The 16,693-nt window shown below is 62.4% G+C and carries 9 protein-coding genes; 5 read left to right on the top strand and 4 right to left on the bottom strand.

The genetic code is table 11. From position 1 onward, the window contains the following. Nucleotides 1-14: 14 nt before the first annotated feature. From T8K17_RS15970 to T8K17_RS15955, 4 genes are all read right to left on the bottom strand, one after another. On the bottom strand, nucleotides 15-2,387 hold the full coding sequence (locus T8K17_RS15970) for an ATP-binding protein (RefSeq protein ID WP_322330732.1): 2,373 nt from the start codon (nucleotides 2,385-2,387) through the stop codon (nucleotides 15-17). 174 nt (nucleotides 2,388-2,561) lie between these two features. Further along, entirely contained in the window at nucleotides 2,562-3,044 is a 483-nt protein-coding gene (locus T8K17_RS15965; protein ID WP_322330731.1) for a hypothetical protein, read from the bottom strand. Between the two features lie 108 nt (nucleotides 3,045-3,152). Next, nucleotides 3,153-4,085 carry a Tn3 family transposase gene (locus tag T8K17_RS15960; RefSeq protein WP_322330730.1) on the bottom strand — a complete coding sequence of 311 codons (933 nt, stop codon included), beginning with the start codon at nucleotides 4,083-4,085 and terminating at the stop codon, nucleotides 3,153-3,155. Nucleotides 4,086-4,446: 361 nt separating this feature from the next. Further along, on the bottom strand, nucleotides 4,447-5,934 hold the full coding sequence (locus T8K17_RS15955; protein ID WP_322330729.1) for a DHA2 family efflux MFS transporter permease subunit: 1,488 nt from the start codon (nucleotides 5,932-5,934) through the stop codon (nucleotides 4,447-4,449). Nucleotides 5,935-6,205: 271 nt separating this feature from the next. Here T8K17_RS15955 and T8K17_RS15950 point away from each other — a divergent pair, with 271 nt between their 5' ends. The 5 genes from T8K17_RS15950 to T8K17_RS15930 all read left to right on the top strand — a co-directional run bounded on the left by T8K17_RS15950 (nucleotide 6,206) and on the right by T8K17_RS15930 (nucleotide 16,673). Next, a complete protein-coding gene (locus T8K17_RS15950; RefSeq protein ID WP_322330728.1) occupies nucleotides 6,206-6,412 on the top strand; it encodes a hypothetical protein in 207 nt (68 codons plus the stop codon). A gap of 43 nt (nucleotides 6,413-6,455) precedes the next feature. After that, the gene (locus tag T8K17_RS15945) at nucleotides 6,456-7,730 is read left to right on the top strand and encodes an MFS transporter (protein ID WP_322330727.1); all 1,275 of its coding nucleotides are present in this window, start codon (nucleotides 6,456-6,458) and stop codon (nucleotides 7,728-7,730) included. A gap of 265 nt (nucleotides 7,731-7,995) precedes the next feature. Continuing rightward, entirely contained in the window at nucleotides 7,996-8,541 is a 546-nt protein-coding gene (locus T8K17_RS15940; RefSeq protein ID WP_322330726.1) for a YaeQ family protein, read from the top strand. Between the two features lie 574 nt (nucleotides 8,542-9,115). Then, a complete protein-coding gene (locus T8K17_RS15935) occupies nucleotides 9,116-9,346 on the top strand; it encodes a hypothetical protein (protein WP_322330725.1) in 231 nt (76 codons plus the stop codon). Between the two features lie 343 nt (nucleotides 9,347-9,689). Continuing rightward, nucleotides 9,690-16,673 (top strand): SIR2 family protein, encoded by a 6,984-nt coding sequence (locus tag T8K17_RS15930; protein WP_322330724.1) that lies wholly within the window; start codon nucleotides 9,690-9,692, stop codon nucleotides 16,671-16,673. Nucleotides 16,674-16,693 lie beyond the last annotated feature (20 nt).

The following is a 16,693-nucleotide window of genomic DNA, read 5'->3' as shown; positions in this document are numbered from 1 at the left end:
GGTCATGCTGCTCCTCACTCCTGGTCCGGTCCGACATCGGGAAACCAAAGGGTAAACCGACTGCCCCTGGGCAGGATCGGGTCGTAGGTGACCGAGCCGCCATGGCCCTCCATGATCATGCGGACGAGATGGAGCCCGAGACCGGCGCCCGGCAGGCCGGCGATGTTCGAGGCGCGATAATACTTGTCGAACACCCGGTCGCGTTCCTTCTCGGGCACGCCCGGACCGAGATCGGACACTGAAACGGCAATCCCCCCCTCTTCCGTGGCCGTCACCTCGACCGCTACCGGCTCCTGTTCTGGCCCATACTTCAAGGCGTTGTCGATGACGTTCGTGATCGCGATCTGAACCAGCCCTTCGTCCACGGCCGTGAACAGCGGCTCGCCGGCGACCGCAAGTCGAAGCCGGCCGTCCTTGGGGTCGAGGCCGTCGATGACGTCGCCGACCAGGACCGCCAGATCGAGATCCTCCGTTTCCACCGACAGCTCGCCATCCTGGATGCGGGCATCGGTGAGGCAGATGTCGATCATCCGCAGCAGTCGGATGACGGCGGCGCGGATGCGGTCCAGCCGCGGCGTGTCCCGCGCGTCGGACAGCTCCAGGTTCTGCACCGCGCCGTCGATCACGGCGAGCGGCGTCCTGAACTCGTGACTGACCATGGCGACGAACTGCTGCTGCAGATGGCGGGCGGCTCGTTCGCGTTGGGCCGTCTGCATCTCCAGTTCCGCCGTGTCCCGCAGATCCTGCTCGAGGGACTTCATCCGGGTCACGTCGTTGAACGCCGTCAGCCGGATATTCCTGCCGTCCAGGACCAGCGGGACCATCCACAGCAGAACCCAGCGCAGATCGCCCCCGGCGCTTCGGAATTCGACTTCCCGCTCACGCAGGACGCCCAGACGGTCCATTTCAGAGATCGCCGATGCCCGAGCGTCGGGATGGGCGAACACGTCGGGCATGGGCCGGCCCGCGAGCGCCCCCGGGGACAGGCCCAGGAATTCGGTAGCCTTGTCGTTGGCGAACAGCACGGTGCCGCTATCGACATCCGACAAGGTGAGCGGAAACGGTGCGGCCCCGACGACGGTCCTCAGAAGGGTGTTGGCCGCATTGAGCTCGGCCGTCCGGTCGGCGACCCGACGCTCGAGGACCCGTTCCTGCTCCCGGGCGGCGACCAGGGCCTGGCGCTGCATCTCCTCCTTCTCGCGCTGGGCGCTCGCCCAGCGGGCCATGAGCATGTAGCCGAACACCAGCATCTCGATCAGCGAGCCGAGCTGGGGTGCTGCCAGAACCCAGATGTTGCTGACGATCAGACCGTTATCCCTCATCACTCCCACGGATATCGCGCAGATCAGAGCGACGCAGGCCAGGGCCAACGGCCGCGAGGAGCGGGCGCCCAGAAAGAAGGCGACGGCGGTCGGAACCATCATGGCGATCATCGCCGGGAAGACGAAAAGCGCGATGGCGGAGTTCACATAGGCGGTATAGCGCAACGGCGACAGGAGCGAGGCCGCCGCCAGCGCCAGGGCGATGAAGGCGCAGATCTTCATCAGGCGGAGCAGGATCGCCGGCACCCGTGCGGCGGACAGGAAGGCATGGGCGAACAGGATCAGTCCGGCCAGCGCCGCGATGATGAAGACAAGGGGATCGATGTAGACCCGACCGGCAAGCGCCGGCCAGAGATGGCCCGGGCCGGTCCCGAGGACGGTCACCCAATAGATCGCCTGTGCGGCAAGTGTCCCGCAGTAGAGCAGATAGATCCGCTCTCCGCTGAACCCGAACGTCACCACAGTGGAGAGCAGCAGGATCGCCACGATCCCCAGATAGAAAGTCTGCAGGCCGAAGAACGCCTGTTCCTCCCGTAGGAGCGGGGTGATCTGGCGCAGGGAGAGATCGGGCGTCATGGAGCCTGTGGTCCGGCCGCGGAACAACAGCGTCGTCGTGCCCGCCGTCAGCTCCATCGGCGCGATGTGGAACCGGGAGGCGATGTCGCTCACCGGCGGCGTGCGGTCGCCCAGCGTGAACAGCCGTTCCGGCGGCACCGACCGGGTCGGATCGACCCGGTAGACCTCCAGCCAGTCGAAGTTCGGCACCTCCAGCGTCAGATACCAGCGGCCGGCCGCCGCCGGGGCGACGTCGAGCGTCGTTCGCGACCAGAGCACGTCCGCCGTATAGCCGAAGCTGCGCACGCTGGTCTCGATCATGGCGCCAGACTGCGACAAAAGCGCGTCGGCGGCCTGCGGCGTCAGGGTGCCTTCGGGGACCAGGAGCGAGGCGCGCGGCAGCAGGGCGATACGGGCCACCAGACGGTCGACTGCCACGACGGTGTCGTCGGCCCTGACGCTGCCCACCGACAGCAGAGCGATCGCCGATAGCGCCACGGCAAGCAGCACGTTTATTGAATGGCGCAGCCTTCGCGACCCGCACGCTTCCGATGATGGCTCCGACATCGCTTTCCACAGCCCAAACACGCCTCGGGAACCGTTGTTCACCGGTATAGACGGCGACTATAGGGGTTGCCGTACCAGATTCCCCCAAAGTAGCGGGGACTGATTGGAACGTGGGGGTCAGGCCGCTTGCCGGTTTGTCGTTGGCGTCTCGTGCGAGGCTTGGTTCATTAAGTTCGCGCGTACGGTGACGACGGCGTGTGCGCGGGCGGTTGACCAGCGCATCTGCTGCAGTTTGTCCATGCGCCGGTTCACCAGTGCATTCGCCAAGCCCTCCGCGGTCGACGTGCCGACCGGGCGCCCAGCCCGCTGGCGCTGGGCGTAGTCAACGAGATAGGAGCTCTGGCCATTGATGTAGTCTGCGAGATTGCCGATGGCTGTGCGCAGTCGCCGATCTGGCCACGTCGTTCGACCGGACCGCGCCCGACCGGCATCGGAGGCGTGCAGCCGGCGCTCGATCTGCGCAAGCGCATCGCGGGCCCTGTCCGTCTGGCCGTTCCAAAGCCGCCAGTGCAGGCTGTCGAGCAGACGCCCGATCGCTGGCCGGTACTCTCGTTCGGTGAGGACGCGCAGTCCTTTGGCCGTGGTTTTCGCGACTTTCACGCGCCGGGGTTTCAGTACCAAATTCCCCCAAAGTAGCGGGCATTTGTCGCAGTGTTTTCAATGACTTAAGCGGGGCATGAGAATCGTGTTTTTAGTGTTTCCAGCAGCTTAGCGGCCATTTGTGTTCTTGCGCCCTCCAGCGTGGGCCAACCGGCCATATTCCTCGATCGCAAACCTGATCCGGCCGTTCATATTGATGTGTCGATGGGCGACCGGCGCGATATGCGTCAAGTGCGGCTCGGGCAGGGTGCCGGCCGGCAGCCTGTCGATGACCGTTTGCATCGCCCGGGTGTTCCGCGCCATGACGATGTTGGTGAGCAGCGTAAGTGCGCCGGAGATCGCGGTCGCCTGGGCAAGCGTGCGCCCATCCTTGGCCTCGATCCGTCCTGCCATCAATGCACGCTGCAGCAGACGGACCGACTCACCCTGGGACAGCAGTCGATGTACCTCGCGCCGGAAGTCCGGCTTGATCAGATAATCGAGCAGGAACAGGCTGCGCAGCACCTTACCGAGACACGTACCGCACTCGTAGACAGGCATGCCTTGGGCGGCACTTCCGTACCGTTCGATGATTGTCGCCGGCGAACCGTAGCCGGCCTCGAGCGAGGCGACCATATGCAGGAAGCCGTCCCAGCCCTTGCGCGCCATGCGGCTCGGTGTGATGCGCTCAATCCGGGGCTCGAGTTGTTCGGGAACCCGGACGGATGCTGGCAGATACAGTTTCCGGCTGGCGAGGTCGGCCAGCCGCGGCGACAGATCAAAGCCCAGCAGTTTGGCCGTCGCCAGGGCGAAGTGCGTAAATCCATGCGTGTCGACGGCCAATCGCTGCAGATCGACTACCTTCTGTTTCAGCGCGCCCTCGATTGCGGCACCGGCCTGCCGCCGATTAAGGACGATCGGCTGGTCATAGGCGATCGCCCACCGATCCAGCACATGGGTGTAGGTGCCGATCGCCTGCGTACGTCTCCGCGGCTCGATGCGCGCGGTGGCGGTCGCGACTTCATAGGCCGCAAGCCTTGCCTCGTCACTGCTCGCAGCCAAGACTAAGCTACTCCCCGGAAATTGGACAGTGACGGCAGGTACAGCGTTCGGTCTGCTGATTTTAAAGAAAAGGGATCAGAGAGGTCGAAGCGCAAGCAGTACAACGCGGACTTCAAGGCCGGTTTCGCTCCGGATGCGGTGAAGAGCGGGCAGAAGATCGCGGACCTGGCGAACCGGTTCAGCCTGTATCCGACGATGATCGATCAGTGGAATCGGGCGCTGCTGGACGGGGCATCGAACAGCTTAGCCCCTGTGATGGCCCGATCCAATTTGATCTGGATCGACGAGAACAGGCGCTGCCGTGCGGGCTGCCCCCCCCTGCTCCGGTGCCAGGATATCTCAAGTCTGATGATCGCATAGCTCACCGCTTCAGCCTGAAGAACAGCACCGCCGGCGCGATCAAAGCCGGTACGATCGCCAGCAGGTTGAAGGCATTGATGTAACCGATCATCGCGGCTTGACGCCGGATCTCCTCCACAAGACGCGCATGCAGCAGCGGCGTGCCGAGGTCGCCGAACCGCTGGATCCAGAGCGACAGGGAGCGGGCATCGAACAGGGTTATGAAGGTGACGAGACTAGCGTGCGCTTCGGCAGCGGAACGGACGAACACCACCAACGTGACCGCGATGAACAGGCTGCTGCCGAGCATCCGCAGCAAACTGAATATCGCATTGCCCTGGGTGAGGAGCCGGGGCTCGAGCGTGGAGAACGCCAGCACCGTCATCGGCGTGTAGGCGAGCCCGAAGCCGAACCCGTGAAGCAGATTGGTCCAGAGGACTTGCTCGAACGTCATGTTCATGTCGAGCACGCCCATCCAGGCCGCCGCTCCGGCCTGGATCAGCAAACCTGCCGCCAGTGTCGCCTGCGGATTCCAACGGGTGAGCGGCGCGACCACAAGGAAACTCAGGAAATTACCGACGCCGCGCATGGCGATCAGGTAGCCGACGATGGATTCCGGATAGCCCCGCAGGTCCTGCAGAAGCGGTGGGAACAGCACCATCGGGGTAAACTGGAGCATCCCCATGACCAAGGCGAACCCGACGCCCAGAACGAAGTTCCGGTCCTGCAACGTGGCGGCCTCGAACAGCGGCGCCCTGGATGTTCCGGCGTGGGCAAAGAAGAGATAGAGGCACCCTGCCGCCAGCGCGGATTCCACGATGATCTCCGGAGACTCGAACCAGTCCAAGCGCTGGCCGCGATCGAACATTAGCTGCAGGGACCCGATCGCGACGGCGATGAAGACGAAGCCGACAAAGTCGAACCGGCGCGCGGTTCCCCGCTCCTCATCCCCCAGCGCGAGCACCGTCGGCACGCAGGCGGCGAGGCCGAGCGGCAGGATCATGAAGAACGACCAGCGCCAATCCAGGGTGTCGGCGACCAATCCGCCGAAAGTCGGCCCCAGGATCGGGCCCATCACCCCGCCGACACCCCACATCATGATCGCCATCGGGTGAAGTCGGCGTTCGAACTTCGCCAGGATGATGGCCTGACCCATCGGGAAGATGGGCGCACCCAGGGCCCCCTGGATGACCCGGAAGACAAGCAGCGTCTCCAGCGACGTCGCCGTCCCGCAAGCGACCGACGCACCGGTAAACCCGAGCACCGAACCGATCATCAACCGGCGCCATCCCAGTTTCGAGGCCAGCCAACCGGTCAGCGGCGTCGCCGCAGCCGTCGCGACGAGGTTGAGCGTCAGGATCCAAGCCACCTGATCCTGCGTCGCGGACAGCGCGCCTTTGATCTGCGGAAGGATCACCGCGACGCTGGTGACGGTGACGCCGAACAGGATCGTGCAAAGTTGAACGCAAAGCAGCGTCAGCCATTGTTTCGAGGTGATCTGACTGGGCACGCGGTCGACCTGGAATTGACAGTCCTCACCCCGGCGGGATGAAGGGGGCGATCATAGTCCGGGGATCCGGTAGTTGGATCCCCATAAACCGCAGCCGCACCCGGAACCCCATCGGGACCGAGGCCGACGAGCGACCTCGCGCGCATCAGCGGACGGGACAGGTTCTCGCCGGGCGGCACACCGGTGCGGGGGCCGGCCCTACTCCCGTCATCGGACGTCTGCCACAGTGTTCCGGCCAAGCGTCCGGGACGCCCGTTTCTTGGAGGGTTCAATGTCGGTTATCACGGTGACACTGAGGGACGGCCGCGATGCGTCGGTGCGCCGGACCGTCGGCGAACGCCTGACCGAAGCGGTCACGAAGACGGTCGCCGCCCCGCTGGACCACCTCACCGGTGGCATCCGCCAGACCCCGACGACGCACCGCATGGGGGATCGCCGGGAGCGGCTGACCAGAGCGGCGAAGAACGCCCGGACATGACGCTCGAAAGAACGGGACGGCGCCCGGCCCGGAATCGTCGGGCATGAAACGTCTCCCGGAGTTGCTCGCCAACCGTCTGCCCTTCTTCTACGGCTGGGTCGTCCTCGGCGTGGTCTGCTGTGTCAGCTTCGCGCGTCAGGGACCGGCCGTCGCCACGCTCTCGATCTTCGTCGATCCGATGACGAGCGAACTCGGCTGGTCCCGGACAGCGATCTCGGCGGCCGTGTCAGTCGGGGGGCTGCTGGCGGCCGTCGTCTCGCCGGGCCTCGGCCCCCTGGTCGATCGGCATGGCGCTCGCAGCCTTCTGGCCTGGGCCGTGGCGATCACCGGGATCTGCTGCATCGCGCTCGCCGGCATCGAAACGCTTGTCGCCTTCTATCTGCTGTTCTGCGTCGCCCGTATGAACTTCGCGGGTCCGTTCGATCTCGGAATCTACGGCGCGATCAACAACTGGTTCGTCCGCTTGCGGCCGATCGCGACGTCGATCTCCACGCTGTGGCTCATGATCGGCCTGACGTCGATGCCCCTGATCGCCCACGCCGCCATGACTCTCGGAGGCGACTGGCGCTGGGGATGGATCGCCGTCGGCACGACCGTCCTGGTCGTCGGCTTTCTGCCGACAGTCCTCCTTCTCGCCCGCCGGCCGGAGGACGTGGGGCAGGAACCCGATGGAGGCGTGGCCGAGAGGGTCGGAGCGACGGGGTCCGGTGGCGCCGCCGCGGTTCCGCCGCCCTCCTTTACCAGGGCCGAGGCGATGCGCGAGCCGGCGTTCTGGCTGCTCCTGCTCTTCACATTCCTGGCCTATCCGGTACAGGCCGGCGTCAGCCTGCACCAAGCTCCGCACCTGGTCGAACGGGGCTTGGACCCCACGACGGCCGCGTTCGTGGTCAGCACGTTCTCCGCAACATCCGGGCTGGTCGGATTCCTTATCGGCCCCCTCGTCCGCCCGCTCGGCACCCGGGTCGTGCTCTTCGCCGTCGGCGGGTTCCTGGCGGCGGGAAGCTGGCTGATGACCGCGGTCGACGGACCGGCGATCGCCTTTCTGGCGTCGGCCTTGTTCGGATGCGGCATCGGCGGACTTCTTACCGTCCCGCCGATCGCGTGGGCCGACACGTTCGGTCGCCATAGCTTCGGTGCGATCCGCGGTGTCGCGCTGTCCGTGCAGGTGACGGGACAGGCGGTCGGACCGGTTCTGTCCGGCGCCCTGCGGGATTGGACGGGCAGTTATCAGGTCTCGCTTCAGGTCTTCATGACCCTGGCGATCTGCGCAGCCACGTGCGCCGTGTTTCTGACACAAGCCGGGCGCAGGCGCACGTGACCTGAACCCCGAGTCTCCTCCAGCTATTGGTCGATCCCGTGCATCAATTGGTTTGTTCCCGAAGCTGCCCCCAGCCGTGGCTAGAGTCTTGGGGCCTCGGTCAGCATCACCGCCTGGCAGCGTGTGCTGATTTCATGAGCGCTGCCGGGATCTTCGCGTGCCCCACCTACGAAGATGTGAAAATGCCGTCGCGGCGCCTTTATCTACTTTCACAAGACTGCCAGCCCCTGTAAGCATCGCAATCTTCGCAGTTCTAGGACAAATCATGGCGCAAAATGCCACCATCTACAAAGTTGAGCTTTCGGTCTCTGATATGGATCGTCACTATTACGAGACTCATAAATTGACCGTGGCAAAACATCCATCTGAGACAGATGAACGGCTGATGGTGCGCATTGTCGCCTTTGCGCTAAATGCCGATGAAAATCTGGAAATGACTAGGGGACTGTCAACGGATGATGAGCCCGATATTTGGCAGAAAACCTTGACCGGTGCGCTTGATGTGTGGGTGGCTCTGGGGCTTCCCAGCGAGAAGGTGATGCGTCAATCCTGTGGCAAGGCCGGCAAGGTGATTGTCTATCCCTATGGCGGCAGAACGGCCGAGATCTGGTGGGACAAGATCAAGAAAAACTCCACCCGTTTTCAGAACCTTCAAGTGGTAAACTTCCCCGAGAAAGACACAGCCGAACTGGCAAAACTGGCAAGCCGTGCAATGAAACTGCAGATCAGTATTCAGGATGGCGATGTGATGGTCAGCGTCGGTGATCACACCGTCTACATGACCCCGCTAAAATGGAAGACTGCCGCGTAATTCACCGAGGCCCGCCGCAAAGCCGGGCTTGAGCTTGTCGGTGAGGCCCACTTCCTTGTCAATGTGCGCACCGATAAAGATGCGCCGTAGCGCAGAGCCGTAACGCAGACTAGCATTCTCTCGGGTCGGCAAACGACCATCGGGATTGAAAAGACACTAGGATGAGGAGCTCCCTTCGCAACTAGCCTGGGCAAGGCCTGGACCGAAGTTGGGGTCCGGACCAATCACCTATGCGCCGGTATTCAAATCCGACCAATCGACATAGGTAGATCATAATCGTGGCGCATTTAAACCCAAATGAATTTCAGGAGTTTTTGTTCGGGAAAACGCTGAATAGTTACGACCCCGAAAGCCGCCTCCACATTGCGACAGCGTATTATGGACAAGACGGCGTTTGTCGAATGACGTTTACGGACGGAGCCGAAGACACGGGGGTGTTTGGTCTTACCAACGACATCTACTGGACACAGTACAATCAGTTCCGGTCGGGAACGTTAAACCAGTTTTATCTTGAGAGCGTCTCACCGCAGATAGCACAAGCGTTCCACACCGACGGACGCCGTGAGATGCCGAGGTGGACCCGGCCCATGCCGATATCGACCGAGCCCTCGCCCTCAACCGGGAAGCGATCGGCGCGTATGGCCTGAAAAACTCCGTGTTCATGGAGCCCGGTCGTTGCCACGACGCCCTGGCGCTCACCGCCGAATGCATATCCGTCCGACCGTCGGCCGTCGCCTTTGAGATGCGGGGGATCAAGCGGATACCGACGGGCAACGTCGCCGGCGGCCAGAGCGACTATGGCTAGGCAACCTTCCTCGCCGCGAGCCAGGACCAAAAGGCCATGGTCAGCAGGAGCTACCGCGGATATCTGGCCAAGACACCGGCCGCGAGGGGAGGCCAGCATGCCTGTGTTCCACTCGGATCCTGCACTGACATGCTGGCGCTGGCGGAGGCACTACCCAGCACGGGCATAAGCCTGGTCGTCATCGGTGCATGAAGGCCGGCCGGCAGATAGCTGCAGATTTCTGAGCCACTCCCGACGCGCTGCGGATGGTGGCCGCACCCGCCAATCGTGATCAATCTCACATATACAACCTTATCCCGAACTTCCAATATGGCCAGGGGATGTGCCGGGGTGGGGGAAAACTATGGCAAACGTCGCGGATCCGTCGGAGCAGAATTTCGGCGGCGAAGAGGATGAGTTCGACAGCGAGACCGCAGAACTCCAGCGCTGGCCCTATGTCGTCAACCTGATCGACGGCACGCTCGACACGCCACTCATTGAAAGCAAGGGTAAGCAGCTTCTCTTTCAGGCGCTCAGCAACAAGAACCTTCTCGCCTTCGTCGGATCGGGTCTTTCGGCCGCCTATGGCCGATTGAGCTGGACCGAATGGCAGGAGCGGCAGGTCAGCCGGCTGGAAGAGATCGCTGAGGCCTACATCGCCTGCTGCGAGAAATCAAAAAATCTTATTGGCGCCGTGGAAGACCTCCTCCGTCTGTCGGAGAAGATTGTGGATCCCGACGTCGTTGGGCTTTCGGGGGACGAAGCGAAGAGCGAAGCGGCGGTCCAGCGGATGCTGACCACCCTGAAATTGGCCCCCTCCTCCAGCGGGGACGACGACCGCAGGTCTGCGGCTTCGAAGATAAAGCATCTGGGTGCGTTCCTGGCGATCAAGCAGAACGAAATCCGCTTCAGGTCCCAGGAAGTCGCGCGTCTGTCGAACACCCTAATGTTGCTGAAAAACGCCGATGCCATCCCCGGAGGCGAGCCTGCCCCGGTCGTCTTCCAGGCCGCGGAAAAGCTGAAAGAGGCTCTGGAGAGGAACGACGGCCTTTTCGCCGGAAACTGGAGGACAGATCCGGACTGGAATCCCGCAGCCACAGCCCCTAAGGACTTGGTTGCAGCCATCGCCAAACACGCCCTTCCGGGCTTCAATGTGAAGGCGTCGGCCGGCCCCGCGCCTGATATTGAGGCCATCATAGAGCATCTGGAGTCTTTTAAAGTCCACTCCGGGCACGACGCCGATTTTCTCAAGAAGAAGCTCGAGCGATTTGCCAACGCGCGGCGTGATTATGATCGGACCCTGCGTGATCTCCTGCGAAAGATACTGGTTGAAGAGGCGGCGCTCTCTTTCTCGGATCTCACCAAGGTCCTCATGGTCGACGAATGCGCGCAGGCGGAAACCTATCTCTGGCGCGCCACCCTCTATGAACGGGACGCGGGGCGAAAAGCCTGGGATACTGCCAACCGATCCAACGCCATTAAAGAAATCAATAGTCAGATCCGTTGGAAGCGACCGGCCATACGGCCCGACAACCTACGGCGGAAAGTCCGCGGCATTCGCGAATTTCCCGAGCGATTCTGGTCTCTCGGCTACTTCAGGTCCGACACGATAAAGTCATTATCGTCTTACATCCTATCTAACATCACGCCCAGCGAAGAAAATCCAAAACCTTTAAAATATACTCACTTAGGCCATTGGAAGAATTTATTATACTGGGTCGATAAATTTTCTATTGGAAACAATAATCCAAAGGACGGTCAGCGCCGAGAACATAGTCGCGAAATTGTTTCTCCAACTCATCGGTTTGTCTTGGAGATGATGCTAGATTTAGTCGAAGATCCCTATCGAGAACTGACCGGTTGGAAGGACGATAAGAGAAAGCCGAAACTCCTGCAATATCGGGATATCGAGGACACAGATTTTCGCTCTCGTCATTCCGTCATAGACACGGATCTCGACCCCATACAGTCGCTTGTGATGAATATGGGGATCCGGCGGTACCTCACCACCAATTACGACATGGAGATCGAGCGGTTCTTTCACGACCGCGGCTATCGAAAATACGAGAGCGACGACGAAGACGCGTCGGAGGCCGGCACCACTCCCCGGAAAGACAAATCCGGTGTCTATCGTGTCGACGAACTCGGCGGAGTCTTCAAGGATCATACCTTCGAGCGCGACAGCGCCGGCGACCTGGTGCAGTTCTCCGTCGACGACGCGGACGCCGACGGACATGTCTTCCACCTGCATGGCCGGGCCACCGAAGGCTCGAAGATCGTGGTCACCGAGCGCGACTACATGGACCTGTATTTGCGCAACGACATGAACCGGGACTCGGTCGACGAAGGCATTCGTTTGGCTTTTTCAGGCAACCCCCTGTTCTTCGTCGGCCTGGGGATGCAGGAGGCGGACGTTCTGCGACCATTGCGGCAGTTCATGAGCGATCGGGACCGGGCGATCGACCGCACGGCGATCGTGCTCTCCCCTGCGGAGAAGCCTCTGGCCGCGCGCGCAAGATTCGCGACCGGCCTGTATCTCCGATATGGGGTCCACACGATCTTCTACGGCTCAGGCAGGATCATTTCGCAGAACGGCGTCCCTTTCGAAGACGCGCCGACCGTCGACTGGCTGCACTATACGATGTCGCTGATCGGGGAGTTGAGAACGATCAATACCGAGCTTCAGGAGCTTCTGCGCTACGCGCTGGCCCTGAAGGATGGAAAAGCTCCGAACCAGCCGATCAAGCTGCTGAATTCCAAGTGGTCCGGTAAGGCTCTGCTGAAGCGTGTGATCGACGGTTTGGCCGAACGCGACCCGGAGTTCACCGGGGGCCATCCGGCCGCCATCCTCAACACGCTTCTCGGACGTGCTAAAGACGCCGACCTTGACACCCCGTCGGATCTCGACAAGCCGGACGGCTCGGATGGTAAAGGACGGCTTGCGCCGGTGAGTTTCATTCCCAGGGACGACTACGCGCAGAAAGACGTCCTCACTCCACAGCAGGCTGCCACACGCGCTGACCGATTCCTGGAGTTCGAAAGCTTCGCGATTTTCGAGCTCCTGAGGATCACGGTCCAGGCCAACGGGCCTATTAGCCGCATCATGAAGAAGCTGCAGGCAATCGACGCGGACGCCAAGGACGCCACGTTGCCGTCCGATCGTGTTCTGCTGGCAGGCATTCGAGAGGTCCGCGCCAGGCTGGTCGCCCTTAACGGATTGCAGACCGCCGTCTTGACCGGAACGCTTTGCGCCACACTGGATGCGTTGACGGTGGAGTGGCAGACATGGTGGACCCACTGGCGGCAAAGCCCGCCGCACCGGATCGCCCGCTTCGAACGGCGGCTGCCCTCCAATTTTCGTGATGAAGCGACCGGCGAACCGATCGTCCATCCGCCGCTCCGCTACGTGCGGCACCTTCTCAGGAACAGGATCTCGGAGCTCGATCAGGCGGACGGGTATTCCTCCAAACTCCCCCTGTTGAACCTGGCCGCCATCGCTCCGGGCGCCCCCACGACCGACCTTAAACAGGCTCGGCTGAACTCGCTGCCGGAGACCGGCGTCCGAGCGTTCGACACGTTCCTGGACGCCGTCTTCGCCGAGCAGCACCGGCAGCCGTGGTTCAATGCCGCTACGACCACAGTGAGCACGGAAGGCAGCTTCGCCCACCGCGCCGAGTTGCTCAGCACGAAGCAACCCATGAGCGTCAGCCACACCCGCATGGGCGCCAACCCGCTGGACATGCGCCGGACCTATCTCGTGGCCGCCAAGCGGGGGCTCGGAAAGGGGACGTTCTTCTCAGCCTTTTTCAGCAGCCTCGGCCTTAGCTCCTACATTCGGGCTGCGTGGCCGATCAATCACCGGACCCGGCACCCGTATTTCATCTCGGCATTCTTCGTCAATTTCAGCTTCTCCAGCGAGATCGCCTCGGCCTACGACATGCTGATCGACGCGCTGATCGAGAGCTGCGTCGCGTTGACGGCCCTACCGGAATGGGAATCACAACGGGCCGATTGCCATATCCGCTCCAACCTGGAAAAGCTGGCGGAGGACCCCGGCTCCCACATCCACGATCTGATCGATGACCATCGCGCCGAGTTCACGGCTTTGCGCGCGGAAGCCATGAGACTGTTCGACCAGGGCCGTGACGACGACGTCGATCTGGCTCGACTGGTCGCCATCCTGCGCGGCGAACGCCAGCCGGAGGGCGGTTTGGAGGTCAGCGCGACCACCCTCCAGCTCTACAAGTATGCGATCCGCGAAAGTCTGGCCGGTCTGCCGCGTCTTGAGTTGCTGACCCATCTGTTCAAGGCGTTCAGCCGACTGTCCAAAGCCGTGCGGATCCACAAGGCCAGCACGACGTACCGCCCGAGGCTCCTTCTCGTGGTGAACGCCCTTGAGTTGCTGCACTACGCCGGAGGATTGCCGAAGAACCGGGAGATAGAGGCGTTTCTGCGCCTGCTCGCCTCCGAACAGTTCGCGCCGTTCCCGCTGGATATCGTCCTGGTCTCCGGCGAGCAGAATCTCGGCGAGATCTTCGTGAAGGAGACGCCCTTCCTCAAAAGCTACCGCAACGCGTTCCAGGCAATGCAGGACAAGGTCAGCGGCACCGAGTTCCGGGACCTGTCAGATGCCGGCATCGACCCGGACCCTTCCGGCTACCGGATGCATTTCGTCTCGATCGAGCGACAGAATCTGCCTGCCACGGGGCGAAGCAATGTCGCGCTGCGTCAGCTGAGCAGCGGGGTCGACTGCCTGCCTCTGTCGGAAGCCGACAATCTGCCCGTCCAGGACCGCTGCTACGTCCATTTCGGCCGGGAAGCGAATTCCGAACGCATTCTCGTCGACAACTTCCGCCTTCTGGCGATCTTTCTCTTCTTGCTGGATGCAGAAAAGAGGGTCAACGCGATCAATTCCAACGATGAGCGCATCGCCTCCTGCAGAACGAAGCTCGGGAACATAAATTCCGACAAAGGGCTGCACCACACCATTTTTACCCAACATACTGCAGACGAAGACATCGCCTCGCTAGAGAAGGCCGTTGTCGACATTCAAGATGAATTCACAGAATCCCTACGCCAGTTGAACTCAGAACTCGATAGTCTAAAAAAGGAAAAAGCAAGTAATTGCAAAAAGATACACCTCGTACAAGAGCTCCATAGCAATCTGCAGCAGATCATCGCCGCCCAAGAGCCTGCCGGTGGGGACGAAGCCACGACCCAAGTCAAAGCACTGCTCCTGGCCCGGTACGATGCCGACCACGTGTCCGCCAACATGCAGGCCATCCGCGAGTGGAAGGGGATCAGACAGAGCCTGCGGAGCAACCGCTACTGCATGACCATCCTCCTCGCCGCGGCGCAGCGCATCGCCCTCGGCGAGCGCACCATCCGCGACGGTGCGGAGAAAGCCGAAGCCTTCATCCGCCGGGTTTCCGACGAAGCCGCGATCGCCAGTTCGAGCCGCGTGGAACAGGTAGTGCTCGACAAGGTCCTGGATGCCCACGAGCGATTTCATATCCTCGGAGAGCCGCGCTACGACCTGGAACTCCAGATGCTGATCATGCGGCACCTCGCTGTGATCGGCGCGCCCTGCAGTGTCGACGTTCTTGTGCGGATGCCGGAGATCCGTCGGTACTTCGACGACGTTCTGCGCACGCGCCAGAACTCGCGCCAGGAGATGCTGACCGAGGCCCTCAAATGCATGGCCGGCCACGGTCTGGTCTTCGAACTGCACCCGCATCCACGGCTGGTGCAGTTGCACGACCGGCTATCGGCCCCGAGTGAAAGCAGGAAATCTTCCGAGCAGACGCAAACTCATGATGCAGGGTCGGAAAAGGACAGGCAGGACAAGATTGCCGAAAACGCCAAACGTCTCGCCAAGTACTACAGCCGGCCCGCTAAAGACGAGGCTCGCTATACCCTCCATCGCCTGACTCAGCGTCATGTGATCCAGAAGATGGGGAGCGGGCCGCATGAATATATCGAGATCAACAGCTTCGCGCCCTCGACCTACGCGTCGATGCCGTCGGAGCTCCCGCGGCTGACCCATGAGGCCTATACCTTTCTGAACTCGCTGGTAGCAGCCCTCAGCCAGTATCCGGACCATGCCCGTACGGAAGGGTCCACGGAGAGCTGGCATCTTGGCGCGGCCCCGCTGTCCACCCGTGTTCAGTCGCTGCGGGCGGCGCTGTGCATCGTGCGGTCGACCTTCTCGGTGGCCGTTGTGTCCCGTTTCGAGGACTACAAGCACCTGGGGAGCGTCGATGACGAGGCCGAGCGGGGGTATTTCGAAGCCTATCGTGTCCAGGTCCGATGGATCATCCGCAAGGCCTGGGAACTGCTGGACAAGGACAAGGTCCCCGCTGACTACGATGCGGCCAGCGAATGGCGGCACATCAATGCCCTGTACCGCGACGAGATCGTCTGGCTGTACAACGAGTGCGGCCTGATCTGTCTCGTGCAGGGCAATCTGATCGATGCGGTGGCGCTCCTGCGCCAGGCAATCCGCTTCAACCGCGTCATCGAAGGCCCGATCGACGGCGGCGCGCAACACAACCGGGTTTCACTCAACCTGGCCATCGTTCAGATCGAGCGCGGCCGGCTCACAACCGCACGGCGTCGGCTGGAAGCGATCCAAGCCACCGAGGTCCAGGCCTCCGGGCGACGCGGGCGGTTGTGGTTCATCGTCCATGGCTATCTCGGCTTCATCAGCCATCTGAGCGGCGACCGGGAGGCCGCCGCCCGGCGGTACCGCGAGGCGCTGGCGATCCTGGAGGTCTACAACGACCGGCGGGCCTGCTCGATCTTCTCGCGCCACCTCGGCGATCTGGAAAGAACCCAGGGCAACCTCGAACAGGCTCGGCGGCACGTGAACGAGGCGATCAGCTTCGCCGAGGCCGGCGGCCACGAAGATCTCCACAAGAAGGCGCGACTCGCCCTGATCCGGCTCGACATCGCCGAATTGCGGGACCGCAGCACCGGCGTCCGGCCGCACTCCCACAACCATTCCCAATCGCTGGTCGCGCGGATCGGCGTCATTGAGGACTATGCCCAGGTGATGGATATGCCCGCCCTACTCTGCGAGGCTCTCCATACCCGGGCGGCGTTCCTGGCGGATCACGGCGAGACCGCCCTCGCCGGCACCCTGCTCACGCGGGCGATGGCGATCGCCAAACGCAACGGCATGGAGCTCCGCCTCAACCACTCGATGACCCTCTATGCCAGCGTCCTGTCCGCCAGGGGCCTGCCCTCCCAGGCGCGCAAGCTGCTGTTCGGCTGCCTGGAAATGGCCAAGCGGCACGGCAACCAGATCCAGATCGAGCGCATCGAATCCCTGTTCGACCAGATCTGACGCGACGGCCGTCTCCAGGA

It is taken from the genome of Thalassobaculum sp. OXR-137, from assembly GCF_034377285.1.
Lineage (GTDB): Bacteria > Pseudomonadota > Alphaproteobacteria > Thalassobaculales > Thalassobaculaceae > Thalassobaculum.
Note: the sequence above shows the minus strand (reverse complement) of the source record. Positions and strands in the feature narration are given on the sequence as shown.